The following is a 25,325-nucleotide window of genomic DNA, read 5'->3' as shown; positions in this document are numbered from 1 at the left end:
TTTCTTTTTTGTACTGTCTACATACAATAAGAACCAAACATTCAGCTTGCCTTAAGTGCTTCACTAGAAGCCTGCTTCCCGCCTTTTTTACGAACAAAACTAATGATCAGCAGTAGCAGGGGTAACAAGCCAAATAAAAAAATGGACATATTGCCAAGAAAATCACCCAAAGCTAACGTTTCCTCCAGGTTTTTAGGCAAGTAAGCAATTACATACAAGACTGGCAACATCGCGAATTGTATGCTCGTAATATTTTTGAGACGAAACAAATCTCGGATCCCGATTGCCGCAAAATAGTGTTTAAAAGCATAGGTTGCAAAGATCTGCATCAGCCAAAACACAATGAACAGTGATTCATATCGCTCAAAAAGAAACCCCTCAATTTCAAAACTTCGAACCATGTCGAACGTTGGCCACATTCGTGTTTGAATTCCTGGCAAAGATAAGTTTCCTACAACGGTAACAATCGTGACCAAATAGATGATCGTACAACTAAGTATGCTGTATATAGCAGCTTTATTGCTTGCTTTCACGTCTACCATGTAAGCTGTGATGATGAGTAAAACTTCATATCCAGAATAGGAGAGACACGAAGGTTTAAGACCTTTCAACACAGGCATGAATCCATCGCCCAGGAGTGGTCTGAGGTTATTAATTTCAAACATCTTGCTGCTTAAAAGAAAAACCAGCGCTAACAACACAAGCGTAACGGGCAACACGATTGAAAAGACCCGGATGATGACCTTAAGACCACCCGTTAACATATAAATACCAATCCACAGACTGACCATAATGGTGACCCAAGTAGGCGTGCGCTCAAGGATGTACATACTTGTAATTTCGGCCATGACTCTAACTTCGAATGAACAAAGAACAACAAAATATACGATAATTAAAAGTCCCAATAGATAAGCAATCCACTGACCTGTGATTTCGGGTATGAATTCGAATACCGTTTTACCGGGGAATCTACGACACAACGTTACAAGGAGGATGCTGATTGTGGTTACAATTAATCCTGATAAAATGACAGAAATCCATACATCTGGTGTCCCTACTGCTTTACTAATTGTGCGAGGGAGTGTTAGAATTCCAGCTCCGAGTATTGAATTGATAACTACAATAATGACCTCGGAGGTATTAATATTAGATGTGGATTGCTTCATTTGGCCTTCGCTCCAAACCGGAGAATATATTTCTAGGTAGTATCGCCCAACGCAGATGTTTTATGTAAAATATGCTGTACTGATATAATGTGGAGATATCCAATAATGAATTGAAGATGAGGATGCAGGTTATGCCAAAGAACGATAATATGTTAGCCATTCTATGGATGCTGAATTCAGGCACCAAAGTAACTGCAAAACAGATGTCCGAAAAGTTAGAAATCAATATAAGAACCGTATATCGATATATTGATGCATTATGTGCCAGTGGAGTACCGATCATTTCCGATACGGGTCACAACGGCGGGTATAGCTTGCTGAATCAGCATATCAAGGCACCTCTGTTATTTGATATTGATGAAAAAAAGGCACTTCTCCAAGCTGCTGTGTTTGCAAAAGAAGCTGGATATCCTTTGAGTGAGGCATTGGACAATGCAACATCCAAATTGAAAATGTATACAAATCAGGATCAGGAAAACACACTTCGCCGTCATTTAGCCGGGTTTAACGTTATCAATCGCATGGGAGATCCATCCGTTCAGCCGATCTTGGCGGAATTGGAGCAAGCCGTGGCTAATGATTGCTCTGTCGAAATTGATTATCTCAGAAGCCGAGATGAACAACCCAAGAATAGAGTAATAGACCCGTATGGAATGGTTTACTGGAATAATAAATGGTATACCATTGCGTTTTGCCACTTGAGGAATGAATTCCGCAGCTTTCGGGCAGATCGTATTCTGCGAATCAAGCTTACTCCGCTCCGCTTTAAGCGTTCGGAAGCCTTTTCAGCCCGTGAATTTTTTCTGCAAAATTTATTACCTGATGTAGGGGGCAAAGAGGGGTTAATCTCCTTGGTTATCGAAGGCCGATCAGAGGCATTGGATGACTTGGGGCTGCATTGGTTTATGGGACATTATCTGAAAGAGCGGACTTCTAATCAAGCCATCTTTTTATTTGATGAAAAATCAATTGATACATACGTCCCCTATTTTCTCCTATCCTATGGGAAGTCCATTCAAGTCATCGAACCACAGCGTTTGAAGGACAGACTTGTTGCTGTTGTATCCGAGTTAATGGAATACTATCAACTTTAACAGCTTCACTGACAGCATTTGAACTCATCGGATTTTGATCAGGGAACTTGATAAAGAACTAGATAAAAAAGTTGCGAAGCTTTGCTGCTTTGGATATGATTATCTAATGTGCAATCAAAGATAACACTTATGTAATCAATTAATGATAAAAGATAGTGAGGTAAGAAAAAATGATCGCAAGAACAGAAGAAGATTTTAATGGCTTGAAGGAAATTGGCAAAATTGTAGCTTCTATTCGAGATGAATTGGTTCAAAGAACCATCCCAGGCATAACGACTAAAGAACTTGATGATTTGGCAGGAGAGCTTTTTGAGAAAGCTGGCGCAGTTTCTGCTCCAAAAAGTGAATATAATTTCCCGGGATTTACTTGTATTAGTGTTAATGAAGAAGTGGCACATGGTATTCCGGGAGATCGGGTTATTCAAGAAGGGGACATCGTCAATATTGATGTGTCGGGCTCCAAGAACAGTTATTTTGCAGATACGGGACTCTCGTTTGTCGTAGGCGAAGGTGCAGAAGTGTTAACGAAAATATGCGACGTTGTTAAATTGGCATTTGAAGCAGGTCTAAAAAAAGCAAAACCGGGCTCCAAAAAAAGCGGGATCGGAAAAGCCGTATTCCAAACTGCTAGACAGCATGAATTAACGGTTATCAAAAACCTTACAGGACATGGTGTTGGACGTGGAATACACGAAGCACCTGACCACATCTATAATTATAATGATCCATCGGATGATGAATTGTTAAAAGAAGGTATGGTTATCGCATTCGAGCCATTTATTTCAACTTCAGAAGAAGAAGTAGTCCAAACTGGAGATGGCTGGACCTTTGTTACTAAAAACAGCTATGTAGCTCAAATAGAACATACCATTATCCTTACTAAAAATGGTCCGATTATTGTCACTCTTTAAGGTGTTCAAACTGAAAGTCGCTAAATTTAGCGACTTTTTTTGTTTTTGTTTTAGTGGTACGTCAAAGTAAATCAAAATATAAACGTTCGCTTATTAATTTATGTTGAAATTATGGAAGGATTTAACGTATATTTAGATCTGATCTTTATGTTATAGACAGAGGTGATTGATTGAGCACAACAAAAAAGCGCGTTCAAGTCATTGATGGACTGCGTGGATTCAGTCTGGTCGGCATTGTACTGGCGAATATGCTGGCTTTCCAATATGGAATGTATGGCCAGAGCAAACCCCAACTGTTCGGGATTGGCGGAGCAGATCAGGCTTTCCTCTCATTCCTGCTGATCACTGTGGTGGGCAGTTTTATGCCGATTTTTGCATTTATGTTTGGCTTTGGAATGGTTAAGCTCTCGGAAAGCCTAAAATCACGAGATTTACGACCAAAGTGTCATCTGGCACGCCGTTTTCTACTACTGTTTGGAATCGGATTACTGCACATCATCTATCTATGGGAAGGGGATATCCTTACATTTTATGGTGTACTCGGTTTCTTCTTGCTCATGTTCCTTAATCGGAAGCCCAAAACGCTACTCATATGGGCGGTACTGCTACTCATGGGAGCGGGCATACTTGGTCTCCAGGCATCTAATCCGATGAACCCGCTGGCGATTGAGTCCATTCATATGGAGAACTACATCATTCAAAGTCAGGATGTATACGGCAACGGCACATACGCGGAAATCAGGAATTTCAGTAATAACGGCGATCCATTCGGCGGGGATTTGGAGCTGTCATTTGCCCTGATAGCCCTGATGTTAGCACCACTCATGACGGTGCCGATGTTCCTGCTCGGCATGCACGCTGCCAGAATAGGCACGTTTAGCGATCCCCAAACGATGCGAGCTATATATCTTCGCCGGGCATCATTATTGATTCCGGTAGGTTTGATACTCAAAGCATACGGTGTATTGGCGCCACAATTGGGTGCGGAAGGTTGGCTCGGAATCGGAATCGGGGGGACGCTTGGAGGAGCGTTGCTTGCACTCGGATACATATACGCATTCGCGCTGTTGTATGCTGGAAACCGCCGTTTCAGCCTGATGGGCAGGTTCGAGGCGGTCGGCCGTCTCTCGTTGACGAATTATCTGATGCAGAGCGTAATCTGTACAACAATTTTCTATGGATATGGCCTGGGACTGTTTGGAAGTGCTGGCGTGTTTATCGGAGCAATTATTGCGCTTGCTGTCTACGGTATTCAATTGTGGCTCAGTCCGCTATATCTTAAGAAATTTAGCAATGGACCTGTCGAGTATATCCTACGGATTTGGACTTATCTGTCCTGGAAAGGGCAGCCAAGAAAGAAGAAAAGATCAAATTTAACTACGAATGAAAACGCGCCTGGTGTCCAGTAAGCATAAAGTGTTATCGTGAAACGCAAAAAGAAGCTCGTTCCACCAAAAGAAAGGGCTTCTTTATGCCGTAACGATCATCTTCCTAATGTTTCCTGTTATAATTAGTAATTATTTATAGATTCAACATATCAACCCTAATACATAAGCTAACTAATATAGTGCGGGCAGTGGTAAGGTAATGCGAAATGAAAGATGAAGCATATACATTCAACTGTTTCCACTCAAGCTTGAAAGGATCATTATTGTGCTAAAAATAATTAATTTTCTTCTTTTCTTGCTGATCATTTGGGTAGTCATCTTTTATCCTTTTCGTTTTGCTTGGTTTGAAGGTTTGAAACAGATTCCTGCAGATCTTCATGTTATTTATTTACTTTTCTTGTTCTTTGGGTATCTGATCTGTTCATCGGCTATGGGACTTATGGTTGGCAAGATGTTTTTTAAACGAAAAGAACAGTGAGTATGTGTAAGTATGGAGGTTGGAGAATTATGAAGTTACATACTAAAAGACTTTCTCAAGAAATAGAAGATCTGCACTCAGGGAAATATTTTTCATAGGATACTCTGCTGGAGATTAGGTATTCATATAAAAGTCGCTAAAGCAGCGACTTTTTTGTTTAATCCATGTAATTGCCTATCTCAAGGGTTGAGCGGAAAGAACTTATTTCAATGATCGATTAGATAATTATGCATCACTTTTTGCTTTGAATAGGCCTCCACTCGCATCAACCAGTGGGGTGGAAGCAATGAAGGAGTTTGCTACATTACAGCCTTACGCCTGTCCTGCCCAGATTATTGACTTGGGTAGTGACTCAGCGAATCTGGAAAAGATTATGGATGCGAGACCTGATGTCATCGTAACCTTTAATGGTTCGGTCGATACCATATATTATGAGTTGATGTCGATGGACAAGAACATTGTGTCATTTCGGATTAGATTGAAGCGTGGTTGGCCACTTTCTTGAATATGCCTTGGATGATTTTATGATTCGTATATTTGTTCCTATTAGATAAGTTGATACATTTACCTGAGGATTTGAGCCCCAGCGCTAATAAATGTTCTATCGTCGTTGATATTTAACAAAAATGTGAAAGATGAAACACTTATTTTTAGTAGATAACCCAAGATTTTTTGAGTAAGGAGTTTCTATTATGCACATAATAATAAGCCAGCTATTATATTTAATAGCTGACTTTCTTTTTATTCAAAAGTGAGCTATTCCCAATTAGCTGCGTGTTTTTGAATTAGATTAATCATCTGTTTCATTGCAGGTGAAATCCACTTATCTTTATGATATGCCAAATATGTGGATATTGTAGGGCGGTCAGACCCAACTTCTTCGCCTTGAAATTTTTTGGATTTTAATTCTTCTTTGACAGAAAAGTAAGGAACCATCGAAATGCCTAGTCCGTTTTTCACACATTGCTTAATCGCTTCGATACTTTGGAACTCTATACTGTTCATAACATCGACTTTTTTATAATTGATGTAATCCTTGAATACAGATTTGTAACTGCAGCTACGTTCCGTATATAACACAGTTCCTTTTGCATGGTTTTTCTCATGAGGGGGACTAATAAGGACCATTTTTTCTCTCACCAAACGTTCGCAGTGTAGTTCGGGAGCCCCCCATCCCTCTTTTTCTAAGGCAACAAGAAGGTCAATCTCACCATTTTGAACAGCTTGAGAGACATCTTGGTAGTCAAGTGATTTGAGCGAAAGGTTAACTTGCGGATATTTCTCACCATACTCAACCAATAAAGAAGGGATGCGACAGATCATTAAGGATTCCGAAATACCTAGTGTCAAATTTCCCGAGGGCTCATCATTTGAAGTAAGTGCTTGCGTATACAACTCAATAATTTTATGAGCATACGGCAGAAATTGATGTCCGTATTGTGTGAGCACAACTTGTTTACCTAAGCGATCAAAAATAGGCTTACCGAACTCTTCCTCCAATTCTTTAATATGTGTTGTGACAGAAGATTGAGCATAACCGAGATGTTCAGCTGCTTTCTTAAATCCTCCTTTTTCAACAATAGTTTTTAATGTAATCAAATGGCGGAGTTCCATAGATACCCTCCTAAAGTGAGTTCATTTTTAATGAACTAAAGATTCAATAACATCAATTTTACTGTTCATTTCATTCATTTTATAATGTTCATATTCTGAATGATATATAAACATAATTGTTAAAGGTGGATGGTTAAATTGGTACAAAAAAATAAATTGTTTGAACCTGTCAACGTTGGTTATAACTTTCTAAAAAATCGTGTAGGAGTAGCTCCAATGACTCGTACGAGTGCTACTCCGGAAGGTCTTGCCACGGAGCAGATGGCTGAATATTATGCGTCTTTTGCTCGTGGAGGTTTTGGATTTGTCATTACAGAAGGAACATACACAGATCAATTATACAGTCAATGTTACTTTAACCAACCTGGCTTGATAAATGAAGAACAAGCTATTGCTTGGAAAAAAGTCGTGGATACTGTACATGAAGCGGATGCTGCAATTATAGTTCAGCTTGAGCATGCAGGAGCACTTTCTCAAGGAAATCGCTTCAGTTCCCATAACCTAGCTCCTTCAAAAGTGCAACCTAAAGGAGATCCTTTGGCGTTCTATGGTGGAGTTGATAAATTTCCTACTCCGATAGCTGCAACAAAGCAAGATATCGAACAAGTGATTCAGGGATTTGTGGAATCAGCAATCCGGGCAAAAGCAGTAGGGTTTGATGGTGTTGAAATTCATGGAGCCAATGGTTACTTGCTTGATCAATTCTTGACCGACTACACTAATGAACGATCAGATGAGTATGGCGGTTCGACCGAAAATCGGGTACGGCTTTTAATTGAAGTTTCATCTGCAGTCCGTAAAGCCGTTGGACCGAATTTTACAGTAGGTATTCGAATTTCTCAAGCCAAAGTCAATGACTATATCCATAAATGGGGTGGAGGTGAAGCAGAAGCTAAAGTCATTTTCGGTGGATTAGGGCAAACCGGGCTTGATTACATTCATGTGACTGAATATAAGGCATGGAAGCCTGCTTTCGAAGAGAATGGGCCTTCATTGGTACAACTAGCTAAAAGATTTTCAGGTAAAATTGTCATTGCCAACGGTCAACTTGAAGATCCATTAAAAGCATCTGAAATCATCACTGATGATAAGGCTGATCTCGTGACATTAGGAAAGGGAGCTCTAGCTAACCACGATTGGGTTACTAAAGTTAAAGAAGGTAAGCTACTAGCTGAGATGAGAGAGGATAAGATACTGCGACCAGATGCAACGATCAAAAATTTTGAAATGCTTTAATGGGAACAGACAAAAGTATTTTACTCAATTATTTCAAACTGAGGATGTCATACTATCTGTGTAGAGCTCTCAATCAGTGGTATGCATTCTCGACACCAAATAAATGGCTTTCAGAACTTATTGAGCAATAATAGTATTGCCATAGGTCGTTTTAAACGGATGACCTGTGGCAATTAAAGTAGAAAACAGACATTCAATTAGTGGGTTGCAATTATATACTAATTAATATTGGAAAATATCCATTTCAAAGTGATTTTAACGTTCTTATTCAGATAACAACGAAAGATGTTTGAACCTTTGATACCGCCTGTGGAATTCATCTATAAGTTACACACTATCTTTTTGGAAAGTACCTATCATAAAAGTGCGTACTATTCATAATATGTGACTCATGTATACTAAATTGTACCTCGATGTAAAGGAGAAAAGATCATGAAAAGCAAAGAAAATTCGACAACGTTGCGTATGTTAATGCCTCAATGGCAAGGGGGAGATAATCCTAATTACTCCTTTGGAGCTGAGCTTCTTGAATGGCTAGCTCCAGAGAATAATAAGCATATAACCGTTAAAGTACCTGTTTCAATGAGCGATGATACCCCCTTGGAAAAAGAGGAAGGTATTATAGGTGATATTGTGGGAAAAGAGCAATTATTAAATCAACTTGATGCGGCAAATCATATAATCAAAGCATATCAACCAGACCGAATTGTCATGTTTGGAGGAGACTGTTTAGTGGAGCAAGCCCCATTCGCTTATTTAAACGAACGTTACAGTGGTGAGTTGGGATTACTTTGGATTGATGCGCATCCTGATATAACAACACCAAAAGAATACTACAATGGTCATACTTATGTATTGGGTAATCTATTAGGTGAGGGAGCTCCTGAATTCGCTGCTAAAGTAGATAAGCCTTTTCGTCCAGAGAACGTAATGATCGCGGGAATAGATCAACCGACTGGCCAAGAATCGGAACTAATTTCAAGATTATCAATTAAATCAGCGTCCAGTTCTCAATTAAAAGAAAGTAGCAAAACTGTGCTGGATTGGATCGAAACGAATAGGATTAAATATTTGGTGATTCATTTGGATCTGGACGTTCTTGACCCGAAAATTTTCAGATCATTGCTCTTTGCAAATCCGTTATCAGACTTAGAGATTGATTTTCCTATGGGCAAAATGCAACTTTTTGAGGTAGCAAAATTGATCAATGAAGTTAGTGATGTCACTGATGTAGTTGGTCTCGGGATAACCGAACATCTTCCATGGGATGCAATAAACTTAAAACAACTACTTCAGAAAATGCCTATCCTTAACGATTAAGATACTAATGCTTCAAAAGTATGCGCTTAATGAAAGGGACCATCGATATTAAGGAACAGAAGCACTTTCTTCATATAGTTAGTCTCCTTAGTAGCATTCATAAGAACTACATCTGTATTAGATAGGAGAACAAACAAGTGACTGATAATAAAACTGTTAAAACGTTACGCATGCTAATGCCCCAGTGGCAGGGAGGAAACAAACCAAGTTATATTCTTGGAGCTGAGCTCCTAGCATGGTTAGCTCCAGAAAACAATAATCATACGACAGTTAAAGTACCTGTATCCTATAGTGAAGATATGACTCTCCACACAGAGGAAGGTATTTTAGGAGGAATCGTAGGTAAGAACCAATTGTTGAATCAACTGGATGCAGCAACTCATTTAATTGAAGCTTATAAACCCGATCGAATTGTTATGTTTGGCGGGGATTGTTTGGTTGAACAAGCGCCATTCGCCTATTTAAATGAGCGTTATAATAGTGAAGTTGGACTATTATGGATCGATGCACATCCTGACGTGGCAACCCCAGAGGTGACGCCCAACGGGCATGCTCATATATTAGGAAATCTGTTAGGTGAGGGAGCGCCAGAATTTTCTCAAAAGGTTAAAAAGCCTTTCTTACCGAAGAACGTTATGTTAGCGGGACTTGTTCAAACAACTGAACATGAATCGGAACTTATTTCTAGGTTATCTATTAGTTCAGCAACTAGCGCCGAATTAAAGGATAATAATAAACCAATATTGGACTGGATTTCAGAAAATCAAATCAAATACGTAGTAATTCATTTGGATTTGGATGTACTTGATCCGAAGATTTTCAGGTCATTGTCATTTGCTAAGCCGCTGTCTGACAAAATTCATACTCGTATGGGTACGATGCAACTTACAGAGCTGATAACTTTAATACAAGAAGTTAGCTTGTTAACTACGGTTGTTGGACTAGGTATCACAGAACATCTTCCATGGGATGCTATAAACTTAAAAAATTTACTTAAGGATATGCCAATTCTAAAAAACTAAAAGAGAGTTTTTGAAAATTGGTAGATGTACTGATGATTATATATACTTGAGCAATTTTAGCTAATCGCTCATATAGATTAGAAATGTAAAAATCACAACAAAACTGCTTCGTCTTCATGAAACAAGGCGTTTGGTATTATCTAGTTAAGCGTGGAGTCAGAGATGCCTACTGGTCCAAGAGTTTCATCCGACATCGTGATTGGCAAACCGAAAACTTCCATGGGAATTTACAATTGTAGCTGATAAATAAACGGAAAGTGCTATCCAGAGAAAAACCATTCCTTTGCCGGAGTGGCTTCTTTGGATCATACGGAATAAGTGAAGTAGTAGACAGTTATATAACCCGAAAATAGTTCGATTACCGACAGGTAATCCATCTCCAATCGTTAGACTACCGCCGACATTAGATAATCGCCTTGCTTCACTTCCTGCTCGGTAGTTTTTAACACGTCCAAGTAGTTGGCAGAGTTGGTAACGATGACTGAGGTGGCAGTGATGTAACCCGCTGTCCGGATTTGCTCCGCGTCAAACTCTACAAGCAGTTGCCCGCAAGAAACCCGATCGCCCTCTTTAACTTTTTTCTCAAAAAATTGTCCTTTTAGCTTTACCGTATTCACTCCAATATGGATCAGAAGCTCCATGCCACTGTCCGTGGTCAGACCGAGCGCATGACCGGTAGGGAATACGGTGGTTACGACACCATTGATTGGCGATACCAAAATTCCATCAGTGGGTTCAATGACAAGCCCCTGTCCCATGGCACCTGAAGAGAAGGCGGGATCAGGCAAATCTTCAAGTAGCTGAACACTGCCTTTCAGCGGACTCACAATGATTTCCTTGTTTAACCGAGATTCACTTGGCTCAATCGCTTGTTTTTCCTGTCCAGAAGTTTCAATCTGCGGCTCCTCAACAGTAGCCTCAAGATCCTTGAATCCAAGCAGCAACGTGAGTAGAAAAGCCAGGACAAAAGATACGGAAACACCGATCACAACCGAGGCGAACCCCGTTGTTACGTAAGTAGGAAAAGCGAGCAGGCTGGGAAGTGAGTAAGCGACTGCCCGACCACCCCCGACTCCGATAATTGCGCCCCCGATCGCTGCGGAAATACATGCGTAAATGAACGGGTTTTTCAATCGTAAAGTAACCCCGTAAATGCCTGGTTCCGTAATTCCGAAAATTGCAGTAATCGTAGCAGATCCGGAAAGGGTTTTAAGCTGTGAATTGCGGGTTTTCAGCATAACGGCGAGCAAAGCACCGGCTTGAGCCAGCACGGCTGCGGTCAACATCGGCCGCATTAAGTCATAGCCTATTGTCGCCAGATTATTAAGTGTAATTGGAAGAAAAGCCCAGTGAAGTCCAAAGATAACAATGACCTGCCAGAAACCACCAGTGACTGCTCCTGCCAACATTGGGCTGAATTGCATGAGTGAGGTAAAACCGCTAGCTAACCCCTGACTAACACTGTTGCCGATCGGTCCAAAAGCAAGAATGGTAAGCGGGACGACAATTAGAAGCGACAGCATCGGCACAAGAATATTGCGGATAGACTGGTGAATAATCGAGTTGAACCATTTTTCTATATGAGATTGAACCCACACCGCCAGAAGGATTGGAAACACGGTGGAAGTGTACATCACAAGCACAATGGGGATGCCTAAGAAATCATAAGTTTGACCGCTATTAAACGCAGCGGAAATGGTCGGAAAGACCAGGGCTCCTGCAATAGCCAAGGATACGTTCATATTAGCTTTGAATTTCCTTGCGGCAGTAACTGCCAAAAATATGGGCAAAAAGGTGAATACACTGCTTGATGCCGCATTTAAAATTAGATAAGTTCCTGAGGTGTCATCTAGCCAGCCGAGCGCCACAGACAAAACAACCAGACCTTTGAGCAATCCAGCTCCAGCTAGCGCACTGAGCAGCGGGGAAAAAACACTGGAAATAAGATCTACGGTTTTTCCGAATATTCCTGTTTTTTCTGCATTCTCTTTAGTATCCGTTTTGCTGCCGCCATCTTGAAGGTTGGTGTGCTCCATGATTCCTTCATAAACTTTGGACACGTTATTGCCGATGACGACTTGAAATTGACCGCCGCTTTTCACAACGGTGATGACTCCAGCTGTATTTTTCAACGCCTGCTCATTCGCTTTTGTATGATCTTTCAGGGTGAATCTAAGCCTGGTTGCACAGTGATATACATCATTCACATTAGATTCACCGCCAACAAGTTCAATAACACGTATGGACAGTTCTTTGTCTTTATTACTCATAGCATATTGCCTCCTTCATGATGGGTAATTGATCTCAGGTTGTGAGCTGTTCGTTCCTGATGTGCCGGCTTACATCGTTTCACTTCCAAAAAGCAGCAAAACCTGAACTCGTGGCAAAATAAAAAGAAAAATCATTTTGCCATCAGTCCAGGTTTTGCCTGCTTTACCAGTCACAATCCTTTATCTAATGTGTTGTATATGAAGTTTTAGCTTGAAAGAAATAGGACTATAAAGTGCTTCGTTCAGTAAGCCGCTGGATATGAATGGTTAAGTAAACGAATTCATCTTTGTTTAAGGACTGTACATACGTTTTTTCTAAGTACTCGTTGATCTTGCAAGTGCAGGAAAAGGCTTTGACATAAGTCTTTTTCACCTGTTGATATAAAAAATCTTCGCCGCTTTGGTGAATCTCGTGGCGCAATAAGCGCATGGCGAAATATTGAAGGTGTGTTAAGAAACGCGAATAATTTAAGCTCGATTCATCAAGAACAGTGCCGTAATGGTACGTGACGATTTTCAAAATTTCGTTGACAATTTCAGTCATCTGTATCGTCAATTTCATTTCAGTGCCGTCAAGTCGGGCATTGACGACATGTAAGGCGATAAAACCAGCCTCATCTTCCCCGAGCGAAACTCCAATCATGTCGCTGATTAACTGCAGAGCATCCAATCCGATACTGAATTCCGTTTTATAGAAACGTTTAATTTCGAACAGCATGGCATTTTTAATCTCCATACCTTTGTTCTTACGTTGGATGGCAAAACTAATATGGTCGGTTAACGACAGATAAATATTGTCGCTGAGTTCAGTACCAAGGACTTGGTTGGCGTGTTTTACGATTTCGTTCACAACTTCGAAATGAACGGCGGGTAATTCATGAATCAGTTCAGCCATTTTTACAGCAAATGCATGCTCGGCTAAATGGAAGATTTTATCGATCTTGTGTTCATCGACCTCATCACCTGCACTCTTTTGGAAGGAGATGCCTTTACCCATAACGATGACTTCCTTCCCCCTTTGTATTGCGGGTCAGCAGAAGGTTATTGTTTAATACTTTTTCAATAATCATGTGCATCGGCTCCTTGTTTTCTGCAATATTCATAAAAAAAACCTAAGATAGTTCAAACGCCGCCAATTGGTTAACGGCATTCAAACTTTCTTAGGTATTGCCCGAATCAACGGTCACAATCCTTATTTGAGGTAACTATAGCACAAGTAATAAAGCGGTTTAAGTTACAAATTAATCCCATTTAATTCCACTAAAAAAATTCTTGACATGTAATGCATTACACAAGATAGAGTCCAAATTGAGAACACAATAGAACAAGGAGGACTTCAAAATGAAAAAGGGATTAAAAATTGTGACGATTGGCGGCGGATCGAGTTACACCCCAGAATTGATTGAAGGTTTTATCAAACGGCATCATGAACTTCCAATACGTGAATTGTGGCTTGTAGATATTGAAGCAGGAAGAGAGAAACTTGAAATTGTAGGAGCCATGGCTAAACGGATGGTAAAAGCGGCGGGAATCGACTGTGATATTCACTTGACGCTTAATCGAAGAGAAGCGTTGGCCGATGCTGATTTTGTCACCACCCAATTCCGGGTCGGTCTTTTGGAAGCTCGTATTAAGGACGAAACGATTCCGATTAGCCATGGGATGATTGGTCAGGAAACCAACGGAGCAGGTGGAATGTTCAAAGCATTCCGTACCATTCCGGTCGTTCTTGGAATTGTTGAGGACATGAAGGAACTTTGCCCAGATGCTTGGTTAATCAATTTCACGAACCCTGCGGGAATGGTAACGGAAGCTGTGCTCCAATATGGTAAATGGGAGAAGGTCATTGGTTTGTGCAATGTTCCGATTATTTCCTCCAAGAATGAAGCTGCTGTTCTGGAAAAAAATGAAGAGGAACTGTTCTTCAAATTTGCCGGTATTAATCACCTTCACTGGCACAAAATTTATGACCGAGATGGTAAAGAGCTAACTAAACAGGCCATCAAAAAGCTCTACGGTCCTGATGCCGAGCCAGAAAAAATGGTAGAAAATATAAAAAGCATGCGTTTCTTGTATGAGCAAATTCTCCAACTGGGTATGCTGCCTTGTCCTTATCACCGGTACTATTACATGACTGACAGCATGCTTGAAGAGGAAGTAGAAGCGGTCAATGGCGAAGGAACTCGCGGGCAGGTTGTGAAACGCCTGGAGGAAAGTTTGTTTGAACTTTATAAAGATCCTAACCTGAATTACAAGCCTAAGGAATTGGAAAAACGCGGAGGAGCTTATTACAGCGACGCAGCTTGTGAAGTTATTAATTCTGTATATAACAACAAGGGAACGCATATGGTAGTCAACACACAGAACCGCGGAGCAATTAGCGATCTACCATATAACAGTGCCATCGAAGTTACAAGTATCATTACAGCCCATGGTGCAGAGCCTGTTCACTTTGGCGCATTCCCGTCCGCCCAAAAAGGGCTATTGCAGGTGATGAAGGCAATGGAGGAACTGACGATCGAAGCAGCGGTCACAGGAGATTATGCAACCGCTCTACAAGCATTCACACTTAATCCGCTCGTTACCAGCGGTGACATTGCTAAGGTAGTTTTAGATGAAATGTTGGAAGCGCATAAAGAACATCTTCCGCAATTTCACAAATAATTTATTTAGAGATTGAAGTCATTCAGGCCTGTCCCTCATATAGAGACAGGCCTGAATGTTGTTCGTTCATGAAGTTTAACGGGATGGAAGAGAAAAGAACTCATGATCTCAAATGGGCTCTTTTCTTCGTTTAAAAGGATGGATGTTGTTTTATGTAGATTTTCGTTCAATCAGTCTAAACTGAAGAGGATGAAGATTGGATGCCGAATTTTCCAGCATATTCATAATAATATTAAAGGCATTCTCTGCTTGTTTATCCACGGGGTAATGGATCGTTGTCAGATCCAACAGGTGAGCGCTGTCTGTATTATCAAATCCCATGATTCCCACATCATCCGGAACCGAAAACCCCGAGCGTTGAATCTCCGTTAAAATACCTGCTGCTACCTCATCAGTCGAACAGGAAATGGCATCCGGCTTGTCCGTTTGTTCTATCCACCATCGCGCTATTTCCTCACCATCATGAATGGTGACTTTATTATGAAATTGCGGAAAGCCAGTGTTCTTCAACCCATGCTTCTGTACAAAATCCTCATAAGCTCTTATTCGCTCCAAGGTATTCTGTCCTTTGGACGAATACACGTTCAAAATTTTACGATAACCTCTGGCATACAGATATTCGAGACCCAGCGTATAACCTTGATATTGGTCCATAAATACGGACGGTATGGTGTCGCTGGTAAGACGCTGCCATGTTACAATTGGCCCATATTTCGTATAGGATTCGATGATATCCCACTCAATCGTCCGTACCAGACAAAGAAGGGCATCCACCTGTTTACTGCGTAACATTTCAAGCGCTACAAGCTCCTTATCACGATCTCCGTCTGTCATAAAAAGCATAATGTTGAATCCGTATTTTTGGGATATCATGTGGAATGAACGGACAAGTGACATCAAAAGGGGATTGTAAGTAACACCCATAACACCGATGACTTTTGTCGCTCCATTTTTTAAAGACTTTGCATTTGAATTAGGGACATAATCCAATTGCTCAATGATGTTCAAGACTTTTTCTCTTGTTAAATCGCTTACATAAGGATGTCGATTAATTACCCTTGAAACGGTTGCTGTAGAAACGCCTGCAAGACGTGCAATCTCTTGAATATTTGCCATCTGATCCACCTCATCATTAAGGATAGCACGATTTTAATTGTTTACAAGGTAGAGGCCATCATCTCGATTTGTGACCAGATAATGGCATGTTAGATGTTGAGAACAAAAACTTAAATCCTCACAAAGTGACACGTATTTTTCATATACCTTCTACGTTGGTTGACAAACCAAAACCACGTTTGTTAGAAGCTCACCTTTAACAAACGTGGTCGAGAGGGCAGCTAGATAAGACGCTAAGAGCTTGAGTTTGTCCTTTCCGCCAGTTTAGTAATCAACTCGATATCTTGTTCGGTTAATTGTTCAAAAAAATGTTTGCGTATTGCCTTGGAGTGGTAGGGACGGGCATCATCTAACATTGATTTTCCAGAAGAAGTGATACTGACTTGTACTCCACGATCGTTGTCTAATGGTTTCTTCATCACGAGCCCACGTTTTTCCATACGCTTCAGATGATGAGATAATCGACTTTTATCCCAGTCCATAGAGTCGGCTAATTCCTGTTGACGAAGGCTACCATCCCCAAAAAGGACTAATCGGTCCAATACTCCAAAATCACCCTCTGACAATCCTGAGTGATCAGCCATATCTTTGACGATACGACCGAAGATGGTCTGAAAGGAACCTTTCCACATATGCCATATTCGCATTTCTTCTTCGTTAAGTTCATTTTTATCCATAGGAGCATAATAACATGATTGACGCGTCAACTTCAATCTGCTAAATTTAATCCAAGGTTGACGCGTCAACTTAGTTCATATGGACCCACCAATCACAGAAAAAGGAGATTATAACTATGCAAGATAAACCTGTCGCTCTGGTCACCGGGGCTAATAAAGGTATCGGCCTTCAAATTGCGAAGGATCTCACGAAACAGGGATTCACCGTGCTCGTTGGATCTCGCAGCCTCGAGAATGGAGAAACTGCCTCAAAAAGCATCGGTTCAGATTCACACGCTCTCCAGCTCGACGTTACAGATGAAAACTCCATCGCTGCTGCTGCAGAACGTATTCGGGACGAATTTGGTCGTCTCGATGTACTCGTGAACAATGCGGGGATCTCGCACGCAGGCAGATCGGGTGAACCATTTCCAAACGGTGGCGCAGCGAGTGGTCTTTTGACCGTTGCTTCGCTTGAAGATATTCGTACAGTTTATGAGACTAATGTTTTTGGTGTTATTGCTGTCACGCAGGCGATGTTGCCACTTTTGCGGGAGGCCCCGGCAGCACGTATCGTCAACATAGGCAGTACCGGGGGGTCTCTTAGCTGGAACTCTATTCCGGAAAACTCGCATCGTGCGATGTTTGGTGCCTATTCGGCATCAAAATCAGCTGTTCATGCGGTGACACTTGCCTTTGCATTTGCCCTTGAATCAACAAACATAAAAGTCAATGCGGCATGTCCTGGCTTCACATCCACTGCGCTTAATAATTTTGCTGGTACTCGTAGTGTTGAACAAGGGGCTAGTGAAGCGGTCCGGCTGGCGATGATTGGAGCGGATGGCCCAACAGGAACATTCTCAGATGAGGATGGACCCATTGCTTGGTGATCATAGTTATACAATGAGGGTGAGTAACTTAAGGAGGATTTCATGATGCGCGTTTTCGTAACAGGAGCAACAGGCTACATCGGTTCCGCTGTCACCAGCGAACTTATTGAAAGGGGGCATCAGGTCATCGGTCTCGTGCGTTCAGACAGTAGTGCAGCGAAACTAAAAGAGTCCGGGGCCGAAGTACACCGCGGTGACATCAACGATCTTGACAGCCTCCGTAGTGGTGCAGCTGCTGCGGATGGCGTCATTCATCTGGCATTCCATCACGACTTCTCGAACTTCGCTGGAGCACTCACAACAGATCTGCATGCCGTAGAAGCGATGGGGGCGGCACTTGAAGGATCTGGCAAGCCGTTCGTAATCACCACACATGTGAATGGAGTGGCAACGGAGAACATGGTGTTAGCGCTGGCAGGGCGTGGAGTGCGTACATCGATTGTAGAGCTTTGTCCATCGGTACACGGTGAGGGTGACACAGGATTTGTGCCGAGCCTGATCAATATTGCCAAGACTAAGGGCTTCTCAGCCTATGTGGGAGAGGGGAACAACCGCTGGCCGGCTGTGCATCGCCTTGATGCCGCGCATCTATATTGCCTGGCGTTAGAAAAGGCACCCGCTGGTTCACGACTAGATGGGGTCGCAGATGAAGGAGTGCCATTTTGCGACATCGCGAGTGCTATTGGTGAGCAGCTGAACGTACCTGTAGTCAGCATTTCACGCGAAGAGGCAGATGCCCATTTTGGCTTTCTCAGTACACTCGCATCGCTCGATATCCCGAGATCAAGCATTGCAACTCAGGAACTTATGGGATGGCGGCCAGTGCAACCTGCACTGATTCCCGACCTTAAACAGTCTCATTACTTCAACAACTGATTGGAATTTTCATGCCTTTTAAAAAAAATAACAACTATTAATAGAAGCCACTCCATTCGTCAGGGGTGGCTTCTTCTTTTGCTAATGTATTCTTAAGACATGGGAAAAATAGGTTCTTGAATTTCTTTCCCGATGTACAGCCGAATCCGAGATTGTGATAGGCTGTATCTACAAAAGTATTACACATTCTAAATGGAAGGGGATGATTTACCTGGATCAGGAACTTGCGACCACGATTGCTATCGAATTTAAGAACAATCAGAAGGTGTTGAATGCGATCGGAGACGAGACCCGGCAAGCCATCCTCATAGCCTTGATTCAAGGGCCGCAAAAACCCGGCATGCGCGTAGGAGAGATCAGGATGAAAACTCATCTTTCCCGACCGACCGTATCACATCATCTGAAAATATTGAAAGAATCACAGATAATAAGTGTTCGTAAAGAAGGAACTCTCAACTATTACAGCCTTGACTCCGGTAGCAAGTTGAAATTGTTGAAAAACCTGGTGAACGAGATAGAAAAGTTGCTAACGCAATGTGAAGAACAAGCATCGGAACAACAATTAGAAAAAACGGGGAGGGGGAGTTGCGAATGAATCAGACAGTCGCAGCGGCAAACGGAGTGGACATTCCTCAACTCGGGTTCGGCCTATATAAGATCAAAGACGGGGGGACCTTCGAAAGGACTGTCGAGGAGGCTATTCGAATGGGTTATCGCCATTTCGATACGGCCAAAATTTACGGTAATGAAGCGGCGCTAGGTCGGGTCATCCAAAACAGCGGCATTCCCAGGGAGGAGTTCTTCATTACCTCCAAGGTATGGACGACAGACCTGGGGTACCGTGCGACGAAAAAGGCGTTTGAGCAGACTTGCCAGAAGCTGAACGTAACATATCTCGATATGTATTTGATTCATTTTGCCGGTCCTCAATACGTGAACGCCTGGAAGGCGATGGAAGAGTTATACGACGCAGGTAAAATCAAAGTTATAGGTGTAGCCAATTTCGAGATCCGGCATCTGGAGCATCTGAAGAAACATTCCCGGATTTCGCCGATGGTAAATCAGATCGAGACCCATCCGGAATTTCCGCAACACGAATTGCATGATTACATGGTTCGACATCGGATTCTGCATGAGGCTTGGGGACCGTTGGGGCAGGGAAGCAAAGCGCTGCTGGAGCATCCGGAGCTGGTGGCAATTGCCCTTTGCCATCAGAAATCGGTTGCGCAAGTCATTTTGCGCTGGCATCTGCAACGCGGAATTATTGTCATCCCCAAATCATCGAATCCTCAACGGATAAAAGAGAACAAAGAAACATTCGACTTTGAGTTGAATGAGAAGGAAATGGAACAAATACGACGGTTGGACACGGGTAAAAGATATTCCGTAAGTCCAAATGGCTACATGGTCAACCCGATTTATATCAATTTGATGAAATTATTTATTCGTTCTCATTGATGGATCATATTTCTGCGGTACTGGTAGGGCGTAACTCCATATTCGACTTTGAACAACTGGATAAAATATTGATTTTTTCGGTAACCAACCATCTGCGCTATATCGGCTACACGGAGTTCCGAATCTTGAAGCAATTGAGAAGCCTTCTCCAACCTTTTCCTGGAAATGTAGTTTGACACATTTTCGCCCGTTTCTTGTTTGAATAGTTTGGAAAAATAAACAGGATGGAGATGTGCAACTTTCCCCAGTTCATCCAGGCTAAGGCCATGTGACAGATGGTCTTCGATATACGTTTGTACTTTGTCAACGATAGTTTGAATGGACATCTGTTTGTTGTTTCTGATTCGACTGACCCGATCCATGAGAGTTGAGGATAGTTCATCAGGATACCGTAACTGGTTGAATATCCACTCCACGGTTTCAGAGGGATCGCGATCCTTATCCGTTAGATATACATATAGAATGGTCTCCATGAGAAAGATTGTTTTTTGTTTATGGAGATGGAAGTGATCATATTTTTTAATGATATTTCCCGCGGACTCCCAATCACCGCATGACGGAGAATGGTTGAATATGCCATTGAAGTCGTCTGAGTATACGTCCTCATTAAGAAAGAACCTGTAGAACATCTGTCGGGTCAAATTTCGATCAGTCAACAAAAATGGAGGAGACGCGACCGATTGCTCCAGTTTGATGGTCAGTTCTGCAGCAGCTTCTTCCGGAACAAGACCGAACAGTCCCGTTCCCGCAGCCCACACGAGACGATCCAATTTGTCTCCGACAGCATGTTTTATAGCATCCTCATGTTCCTGTGTAAAACCCTCTAGCTTGAAGCAGCACATACGACGATGACCTAAAAATTCAGTATACGCATCATATTGCTTCCTTAATGTCTCATTGTGAACAAGCAAGGAAAGCAGATACTCCAATCCATCGAAGTTCTCCCATGCAACAGATTGAGCGGGCTTAGTCTTTGTAATATTGTTGATGGCTTTGGACATGGCTTTCTCCACATCATCTTTGTCGACAGGTTTGAGCAAGTAGTCCAGCGCACCTAAACGGATTCCTTGTTGCGCATATTCGAACTCGGAGTAGCCAGAAAGGATGATCACTTTGGTTGGCAAGTTATGTTGGTGGATATGTTGAAGCAGATCAATACCGGAAACCTCAGGCATTCGTATGTCAGTGATCAGAATATCGATGTGGTTTTGAGTCAACATCTCTCGGGCTTCAATCGAATTGGTCATCGTCTCGATCTGATCAATGCCAAAGGTGTTCCAATCGAGCAAGTGCTTCATATACTCAACGACATAATGTCCGTCATCCACAATTAATAATCGCATTAGTTATCTCCTTTCACCACGGGAATGCTGATGAGCAGCAGCACGGACAAGCCGCCCCAATCATTAGTAGTAAAATGTAACCCGCTACGTTCGCCGTACGTATTTTTCAGACGTTGATTTACATTCCAGAGCCCTACGCCTTTAATTCCTTCAGGCGGGGTATCACTCTCAAGCCGAGCCTCCAGACTGCGGATAGCATCCAGTGAAAGACCTTTACCGTCATCGGAGACCTTGATCGTTATCGCAGTCTCCGTCTGTTTTACTTCAATCGTCACCCGATGGGCACCTTGTTGTCCTTCAATGCCATGTTGAATCGCATTTTCAACCACTGGCTGGATTATCAGCGGCATGAGGTGAAGGGAGGACAGTTCTGGCGGCAGATCAATACTGTACTCCATTTTTTTGCTAAGAGCCATAATGATCAAGAAATGTTCCGCAAACTGAAGCTCGCTTTCCAGCGTGACTTCATGCCGGTCCAACTTGGTTAAATAACGATAATATTCAGCTAGATGTTTGCTCATGCGCATGACAGAATCAGGTGAGAATTGAGCCACCGACATGATGAAAAACAAACTGTTGTACAAAAAATGGGGATTGATCTGAGCCTGGAGTTGTTGAAGTTCCGCACTTCGTCTTAGTTCCGTTTCAGTCTTCAAGGATACGAACAGATCCTGGATCTCGGTAACCATATGATTAAAACTTCTGAACAGGCTGTAAAACTCTCTATCCGTATTTTCGGTAATACGAGTATTATGATTGCCTTGTTCAACCTGTGAAAACTTCCGCTCCAACAAACGAATATTACGGTAATAGTTCCGGTAAAACGTAAAGATCACAAACAGACCAAGCGTGAAAACGGCTAAAATGCTGGCAAAAAAAACTTTGCGGTTGCGGTCAATCGGTTGCAGAAAATCATTCGTCTGTGTATATGTAATCAGGTAGGCGTCGATTGATTCAATATATCGGGAAAGAACATAGTAATCGTCCGACTTGGTGTGATAATCATATTTCAACGTGATCTCCGGCTGTGGAGAAAGCATATCGGTAACCGCTTTCAATAGATCGTTGTCGACTTCTTTCTCACTCCATAACTGATGGGAATTAAACCAAAAAAAAGCGTTTGAGCTGTCGTTGTTCACAGCCTTTTTCAGCAGATTTTTCAAATAATCGGTATTCAGCTTTACACCAACGACGTACTGAGTCGGTTCATTTTGTCCGGATTTTTGGATGTAAGGGTAGAGGGCAAAGTAATACAAGCGATTGCCGACGATTTGCCATCCCCGTTGATGAACATCCTTGAACGGAAGTCTCGCCTCCGGCGTACTGTTGGTGGACAGAAATGTTTCTTCAGACTTCCAGTAAATGCCGATCGATTCAATCGATCGACTGGATAGTAGCGTTTGCCGCAAGCGATCAACGATATCGTTTTTCTTCATTTGGGAATCGTAATTGCTCAGCTCGATAACATGCCTCTGATAAAACCGGACATCACTGTCTGCCGCATACTGAACCCCGTACATATTAGCCTCGTATATAATCCCGTCAAGAATGCCTTTCACATAATCAAGCTGGTTTTTGGAAGCACTAATCAGATTTTCTTCAAGTGTCTTGGAGCTTAATCGGTTCATCACGAAAAACAAACTTAACGTCAGCAGCAGAAAAAAAACAAAGAAATAGATGAATCGCTTCATATACATTTTTCTGATCATATATGTTTCCTTTCATATCGCCAAACGCAGAAGTTTAAAATCCATATCGAATTAACTTTAATATAAGCCAAACCTTCAAAAAGCGGAAGGGTAGCAACGGCGATAAATGAAAGCGATTTTAAAGTGCTTCAGGGTGGGGTGATGATCTTGAGATTTTGGCATTTTGGAGTGAAAGCGCTTTTGTTAAGCTTATCTTCAAGGATCGCTTTCGAAGAACCATCATAGAGGAGGTATGCAACATTAACGAGATTGTACCCGCCAGATCCGCGAAAAAAACAAAAACAAAGCTATCCCAGCGGACTTCATTCAAAAAGGAAATCAAGAAAAGCTGGCCTTTGTACGTACTGTGTATTCCCGCATTTGTGTTTGTCTGCATCTTTTCTTATGGCCCGATGGTAGGTTTGCTCATGGCATTTCAGGACTACAAACCATGGCTGGGCATCACAGGTTCACGGTGGATCGGGTTAGATAATTTCGAACGAATTTTCCAGTATAAAGAAGCCACACAAGCGATTGTTAATACGTTAATTATCGCCGTTTCTAAAATTATCGTTGGTATTATCGTTCCAATCGTCATGGCTATCCTGCTGAGCGAGATTCGAAATATGGGCATTAAGAAAAGTGTTCAGACACTGGTGTATCTGCCGCATTTCTTGTCCTGGGTAACGGTCGCGGGGTTGATGATCGACATTCTGGGATTAGACGGAGGAATCAATCACATCTTGACACGTATTTTCGGGAACGATCCCATTTACTTCTTGGGTGATCCTGATCTGTTTCGATTTACGGTTGTGATCAGCGATGTGTGGAAGAGCTTTGGCTTTGGCATGATTGTTTATCTGGCGACCATTGCGGGAATTAATCCATCTTATTACGAAGCGGCCGAGATCGATGGTGCCACACGCCGGCAGCAAATTCGATACGTAACTTTGCCTAGCATGTTGCCCATGATTATCGTCATTTCTACGCTGAGTCTGGGCAATATTCTGGACGCGGGCTTTGATCAGGTTTTCAATCTGTACAATCCGCTTGTCTACAGTACGGGAGATATCATTGACACCTATGTCTACCGTTCATCCTTGTTAAACGGGCAATACGGCTTCGGGACCGCTGTAGGACTGTTCAAATCGGGAATTAGCTTGATCTTGATCGTTGTCTCTTACAGGCTGGCCTATAAGTATGCCAATTACAAAATATTCTAACAAGGAGGGAGAGGGATCATGTACCATAAAACGACAGGTTATAGAGTATTCTCCTATTTTAATTACGCGTTCATGATACTGGCGGGTCTGGCGTGTTTTCTTCCACTGCTTCATCTGTTGGCGCAATCTCTAAGCAGTAAAGCGGCCATTAGCGGTAATATGGTTTCATTTTGGCCGGTGGGGTTCAACGTGGATGCCTATGTAAAAACGTTCAACAATTCTAATTTCAACGGTGCCATGCTGACATCCATCACTCGAACCGTATTGGGTACAACCATCAGCATGTTTATCCTTACCTGTGCAGGATATGCCTTGTCCAAGGAATTCCGGGGACGCAATGTGCTCATGTGGTTTTTTATCTTTACCATGCTCTTCTCGGGGGGATTGATACCTTCTTACATATTGATCACAGCCCTTGGATTAAAGGATACCATATGGGCTCTTGTGTTACCGGGCGCTTTCGGTGCTTATAATTTGATTCTTCTCGTCAATTTTTTCAAAACGATTCCAAAAGCCCTGGAAGAAGCAGCTTTCATTGACGGAGCTTCCTTTTTCGTAATTCTCAGCAAAATATATTTACCATTATCTCTGCCTGGCATAGCGACCGTATCCTTGTTCATTATGGTGGGGCACTGGAACTCCTGGTTTGACGGGATTTTGTACATGTCGGATGCAAGTAAGTATCCGCTGGCTTCGTTCTTACAGACTGTTGTCGTGCAGAGCAATATGCAAAATATGGCGATGAGCCAATCTGAAGTTGCAGCCATGTCGGAGCAAAGCATCAAAGCAGCGCAAATTTTTGTAAGCACGCTACCGATCATTTTGGTCTATCCTTTTTTACAACGATATTTCGTGAAGGGAATTGTACTAGGAGCCGTCAAAGAATAATTAGGATGACGACAAACAAATTGA

General features: G+C 42.2%; 21 protein-coding genes and 1 pseudogene. 14 read left to right on the top strand and 8 right to left on the bottom strand.

Annotated features, from left to right (window positions below; translation table 11 throughout):
* Window positions 1-41: 41 nt before the first annotated feature.
* Entirely contained in the window at window positions 42-1,166 is a 1,125-nt protein-coding gene (locus C170_RS25905) for a GerAB/ArcD/ProY family transporter (protein ID WP_036615711.1), read from the bottom strand.
* A 131-nt stretch (window positions 1,167-1,297) separates the two neighbouring features.
* Here C170_RS25905 and C170_RS25900 point away from each other — a divergent pair, with 131 nt between their 5' ends.
* From C170_RS25900 to C170_RS25880, 4 genes are all read left to right on the top strand, one after another.
* Entirely contained in the window at window positions 1,298-2,260 is a 963-nt protein-coding gene (locus tag C170_RS25900) for a helix-turn-helix transcriptional regulator (RefSeq protein ID WP_036615709.1), read from the top strand.
* A 170-nt stretch (window positions 2,261-2,430) separates the two neighbouring features.
* Window positions 2,431-3,171 (top strand): type I methionyl aminopeptidase, encoded by a 741-nt coding sequence (map, locus tag C170_RS25895; protein ID WP_036615705.1) that lies wholly within the window; start codon window positions 2,431-2,433, stop codon window positions 3,169-3,171.
* Between the two features lie 170 nt (window positions 3,172-3,341).
* Window positions 3,342-4,580: a DUF418 domain-containing protein gene (locus tag C170_RS25890; RefSeq protein ID WP_036615702.1), complete on the top strand. Its 1,239-nt coding sequence runs from the start codon at window positions 3,342-3,344 to the stop codon at window positions 4,578-4,580.
* A gap of 743 nt (window positions 4,581-5,323) precedes the next feature.
* Window positions 5,324-5,542: a hypothetical protein gene (locus tag C170_RS25880; protein WP_036615696.1), complete on the top strand. Its 219-nt coding sequence runs from the start codon at window positions 5,324-5,326 to the stop codon at window positions 5,540-5,542.
* Window positions 5,543-5,793: 251 nt separating this feature from the next.
* On the opposite strand, the gene C170_RS25875 is transcribed toward C170_RS25880, so the two are convergent.
* A complete protein-coding gene (locus tag C170_RS25875) occupies window positions 5,794-6,651 on the bottom strand; it encodes a LysR family transcriptional regulator (RefSeq protein ID WP_036615694.1) in 858 nt (285 codons plus the stop codon).
* Window positions 6,652-6,780: 129 nt separating this feature from the next.
* On the opposite strand from C170_RS25875, the gene C170_RS25870 reads away from it, so the two are divergent.
* From C170_RS25870 to C170_RS25860, 3 genes are all read left to right on the top strand, one after another.
* Complete coding sequence (locus tag C170_RS25870) at window positions 6,781-7,887, top strand: NADH:flavin oxidoreductase (RefSeq protein ID WP_036615692.1); 1,107 nt, start codon at window positions 6,781-6,783, stop codon at window positions 7,885-7,887.
* Between the two features lie 432 nt (window positions 7,888-8,319).
* Window positions 8,320-9,207 (top strand): arginase family protein, encoded by an 888-nt coding sequence (locus tag C170_RS25865; protein ID WP_036615689.1) that lies wholly within the window; start codon window positions 8,320-8,322, stop codon window positions 9,205-9,207.
* 170 nt (window positions 9,208-9,377) lie between these two features.
* Entirely contained in the window at window positions 9,378-10,229 is an 852-nt protein-coding gene (locus tag C170_RS25860; protein ID WP_036616104.1) for an arginase family protein, read from the top strand.
* Window positions 10,230-10,615: 386 nt separating this feature from the next.
* On the opposite strand, the gene C170_RS25855 is transcribed toward C170_RS25860, so the two are convergent.
* Both C170_RS25855 and licT read right to left on the bottom strand, forming a co-directional pair.
* Entirely contained in the window at window positions 10,616-12,499 is a 1,884-nt protein-coding gene (locus C170_RS25855) for a beta-glucoside-specific PTS transporter subunit IIABC (protein WP_036615686.1), read from the bottom strand.
* Between the two features lie 226 nt (window positions 12,500-12,725).
* A pseudogene (gene licT, locus C170_RS25850) lies at window positions 12,726-13,569 on the bottom strand (BglG family transcription antiterminator LicT).
* A 271-nt stretch (window positions 13,570-13,840) separates the two neighbouring features.
* Between licT and C170_RS25845 the strand changes: the two are divergent.
* The gene (locus C170_RS25845) at window positions 13,841-15,163 is read left to right on the top strand and encodes a 6-phospho-beta-glucosidase (protein WP_036615682.1); all 1,323 of its coding nucleotides are present in this window, start codon (window positions 13,841-13,843) and stop codon (window positions 15,161-15,163) included.
* Window positions 15,164-15,313: 150 nt separating this feature from the next.
* Here the strand turns inward: C170_RS25845 and C170_RS25840 are convergent, their stop codons facing one another.
* Both C170_RS25840 and C170_RS25835 read right to left on the bottom strand, forming a co-directional pair.
* On the bottom strand, window positions 15,314-16,279 hold the full coding sequence (locus C170_RS25840) for a LacI family DNA-binding transcriptional regulator (protein ID WP_036615679.1): 966 nt from the start codon (window positions 16,277-16,279) through the stop codon (window positions 15,314-15,316).
* Between the two features lie 233 nt (window positions 16,280-16,512).
* Entirely contained in the window at window positions 16,513-16,986 is a 474-nt protein-coding gene (locus C170_RS25835) for a MarR family winged helix-turn-helix transcriptional regulator (RefSeq protein WP_235200834.1), read from the bottom strand.
* 86 nt (window positions 16,987-17,072) lie between these two features.
* On the opposite strand from C170_RS25835, the gene C170_RS25830 reads away from it, so the two are divergent.
* The 4 genes from C170_RS25830 (at window position 17,073) to C170_RS25815 (ending at window position 20,159) form a co-directional block, all read left to right on the top strand.
* Entirely contained in the window at window positions 17,073-17,825 is a 753-nt protein-coding gene (locus C170_RS25830; RefSeq protein WP_036615677.1) for an SDR family NAD(P)-dependent oxidoreductase, read from the top strand.
* Window positions 17,826-17,870: 45 nt separating this feature from the next.
* Window positions 17,871-18,701: an SDR family oxidoreductase gene (locus tag C170_RS25825; RefSeq protein ID WP_036615675.1), complete on the top strand. Its 831-nt coding sequence runs from the start codon at window positions 17,871-17,873 to the stop codon at window positions 18,699-18,701.
* A gap of 202 nt (window positions 18,702-18,903) precedes the next feature.
* The gene (locus C170_RS25820; RefSeq protein WP_047843023.1) at window positions 18,904-19,296 is read left to right on the top strand and encodes an ArsR/SmtB family transcription factor; all 393 of its coding nucleotides are present in this window, start codon (window positions 18,904-18,906) and stop codon (window positions 19,294-19,296) included.
* Window positions 19,293-20,159 carry an aldo/keto reductase gene (locus C170_RS25815; RefSeq protein ID WP_036615674.1) on the top strand — a complete coding sequence of 289 codons (867 nt, stop codon included), beginning with the start codon at window positions 19,293-19,295 and terminating at the stop codon, window positions 20,157-20,159. The genes C170_RS25820 and C170_RS25815 overlap by 4 nt, the downstream gene beginning before the upstream one ends.
* Here C170_RS25815 and C170_RS25810 read toward each other — a convergent pair.
* Window positions 20,153-21,502, bottom strand: a complete 1,350-nt coding sequence (locus C170_RS25810) for a response regulator (protein WP_036615672.1) — start codon at window positions 21,500-21,502, stop codon at window positions 20,153-20,155. The genes C170_RS25815 and C170_RS25810 overlap by 7 nt on opposite strands.
* Window positions 21,502-23,211, bottom strand: coding sequence for a sensor histidine kinase (locus C170_RS25805; protein WP_036615670.1), 1,710 nt, complete (start codon window positions 23,209-23,211; stop codon window positions 21,502-21,504). The genes C170_RS25810 and C170_RS25805 overlap by 1 nt, the downstream gene beginning before the upstream one ends.
* 317 nt (window positions 23,212-23,528) lie before the next feature.
* On the opposite strand from C170_RS25805, the gene C170_RS25800 reads away from it, so the two are divergent.
* Window positions 23,529-24,413 (top strand): ABC transporter permease, encoded by an 885-nt coding sequence (locus C170_RS25800; RefSeq protein ID WP_036616097.1) that lies wholly within the window; start codon window positions 23,529-23,531, stop codon window positions 24,411-24,413.
* Between the two features lie 18 nt (window positions 24,414-24,431).
* Window positions 24,432-25,301 carry a carbohydrate ABC transporter permease gene (locus C170_RS25795; protein ID WP_017688372.1) on the top strand — a complete coding sequence of 290 codons (870 nt, stop codon included), beginning with the start codon at window positions 24,432-24,434 and terminating at the stop codon, window positions 25,299-25,301.
* Window positions 25,302-25,325 lie beyond the last annotated feature (24 nt).

The organism is Paenibacillus sp. FSL H7-689 (assembly GCF_000517905.1).
In the GTDB taxonomy this organism is placed as follows: domain Bacteria; phylum Bacillota; class Bacilli; order Paenibacillales; family Paenibacillaceae; genus Paenibacillus; species Paenibacillus amylolyticus.
Note: the sequence above shows the minus strand (reverse complement) of the source record. Positions and strands in the feature narration are given on the sequence as shown.

Coding starts and splice junctions, on each gene's coding strand:
- C170_RS25815 (WP_036615674.1), top strand. CDS start 19,293: ATGAATCAGACAGTCGCAGCGGCAAACGGAGTGGACATTCCTCAACTC.
- C170_RS25830 (WP_036615677.1), top strand. CDS start 17,073: ATGCAAGATAAACCTGTCGCTCTGGTCACCGGGGCTAATAAAGGTATC.
- C170_RS25905 (WP_036615711.1), bottom strand. CDS start 1,166: ATGAAGCAATCCACATCTAATATTAATACCTCCGAGGTCATTATTGTA.
- C170_RS25855 (WP_036615686.1), bottom strand. CDS start 12,499: ATGAGTAATAAAGACAAAGAACTGTCCATACGTGTTATTGAACTTGTT.
- C170_RS25840 (WP_036615679.1), bottom strand. CDS start 16,279: ATGGCAAATATTCAAGAGATTGCACGTCTTGCAGGCGTTTCTACAGCA.
- C170_RS25825 (WP_036615675.1), top strand. CDS start 17,871: ATGCGCGTTTTCGTAACAGGAGCAACAGGCTACATCGGTTCCGCTGTC.
- C170_RS25845 (WP_036615682.1), top strand. CDS start 13,841: ATGAAAAAGGGATTAAAAATTGTGACGATTGGCGGCGGATCGAGTTAC.
- C170_RS25860 (WP_036616104.1), top strand. CDS start 9,378: ATGCTAATGCCCCAGTGGCAGGGAGGAAACAAACCAAGTTATATTCTT.
- C170_RS25865 (WP_036615689.1), top strand. CDS start 8,320: ATGAAAAGCAAAGAAAATTCGACAACGTTGCGTATGTTAATGCCTCAA.
- map (WP_036615705.1), top strand. CDS start 2,431: ATGATCGCAAGAACAGAAGAAGATTTTAATGGCTTGAAGGAAATTGGC.
- C170_RS25880 (WP_036615696.1), top strand. CDS start 5,324: ATGAAGGAGTTTGCTACATTACAGCCTTACGCCTGTCCTGCCCAGATT.
- C170_RS25870 (WP_036615692.1), top strand. CDS start 6,781: ATGGTTAAATTGGTACAAAAAAATAAATTGTTTGAACCTGTCAACGTT.
- C170_RS25900 (WP_036615709.1), top strand. CDS start 1,298: ATGCCAAAGAACGATAATATGTTAGCCATTCTATGGATGCTGAATTCA.
- C170_RS25875 (WP_036615694.1), bottom strand. CDS start 6,651: ATGGAACTCCGCCATTTGATTACATTAAAAACTATTGTTGAAAAAGGA.
- C170_RS25805 (WP_036615670.1), bottom strand. CDS start 23,211: ATGATCAGAAAAATGTATATGAAGCGATTCATCTATTTCTTTGTTTTT.
- C170_RS25795 (WP_017688372.1), top strand. CDS start 24,432: ATGTACCATAAAACGACAGGTTATAGAGTATTCTCCTATTTTAATTAC.
- C170_RS25810 (WP_036615672.1), bottom strand. CDS start 21,502: ATGCGATTATTAATTGTGGATGACGGACATTATGTCGTTGAGTATATG.
- C170_RS25820 (WP_047843023.1), top strand. CDS start 18,904: ATGATTTACCTGGATCAGGAACTTGCGACCACGATTGCTATCGAATTT.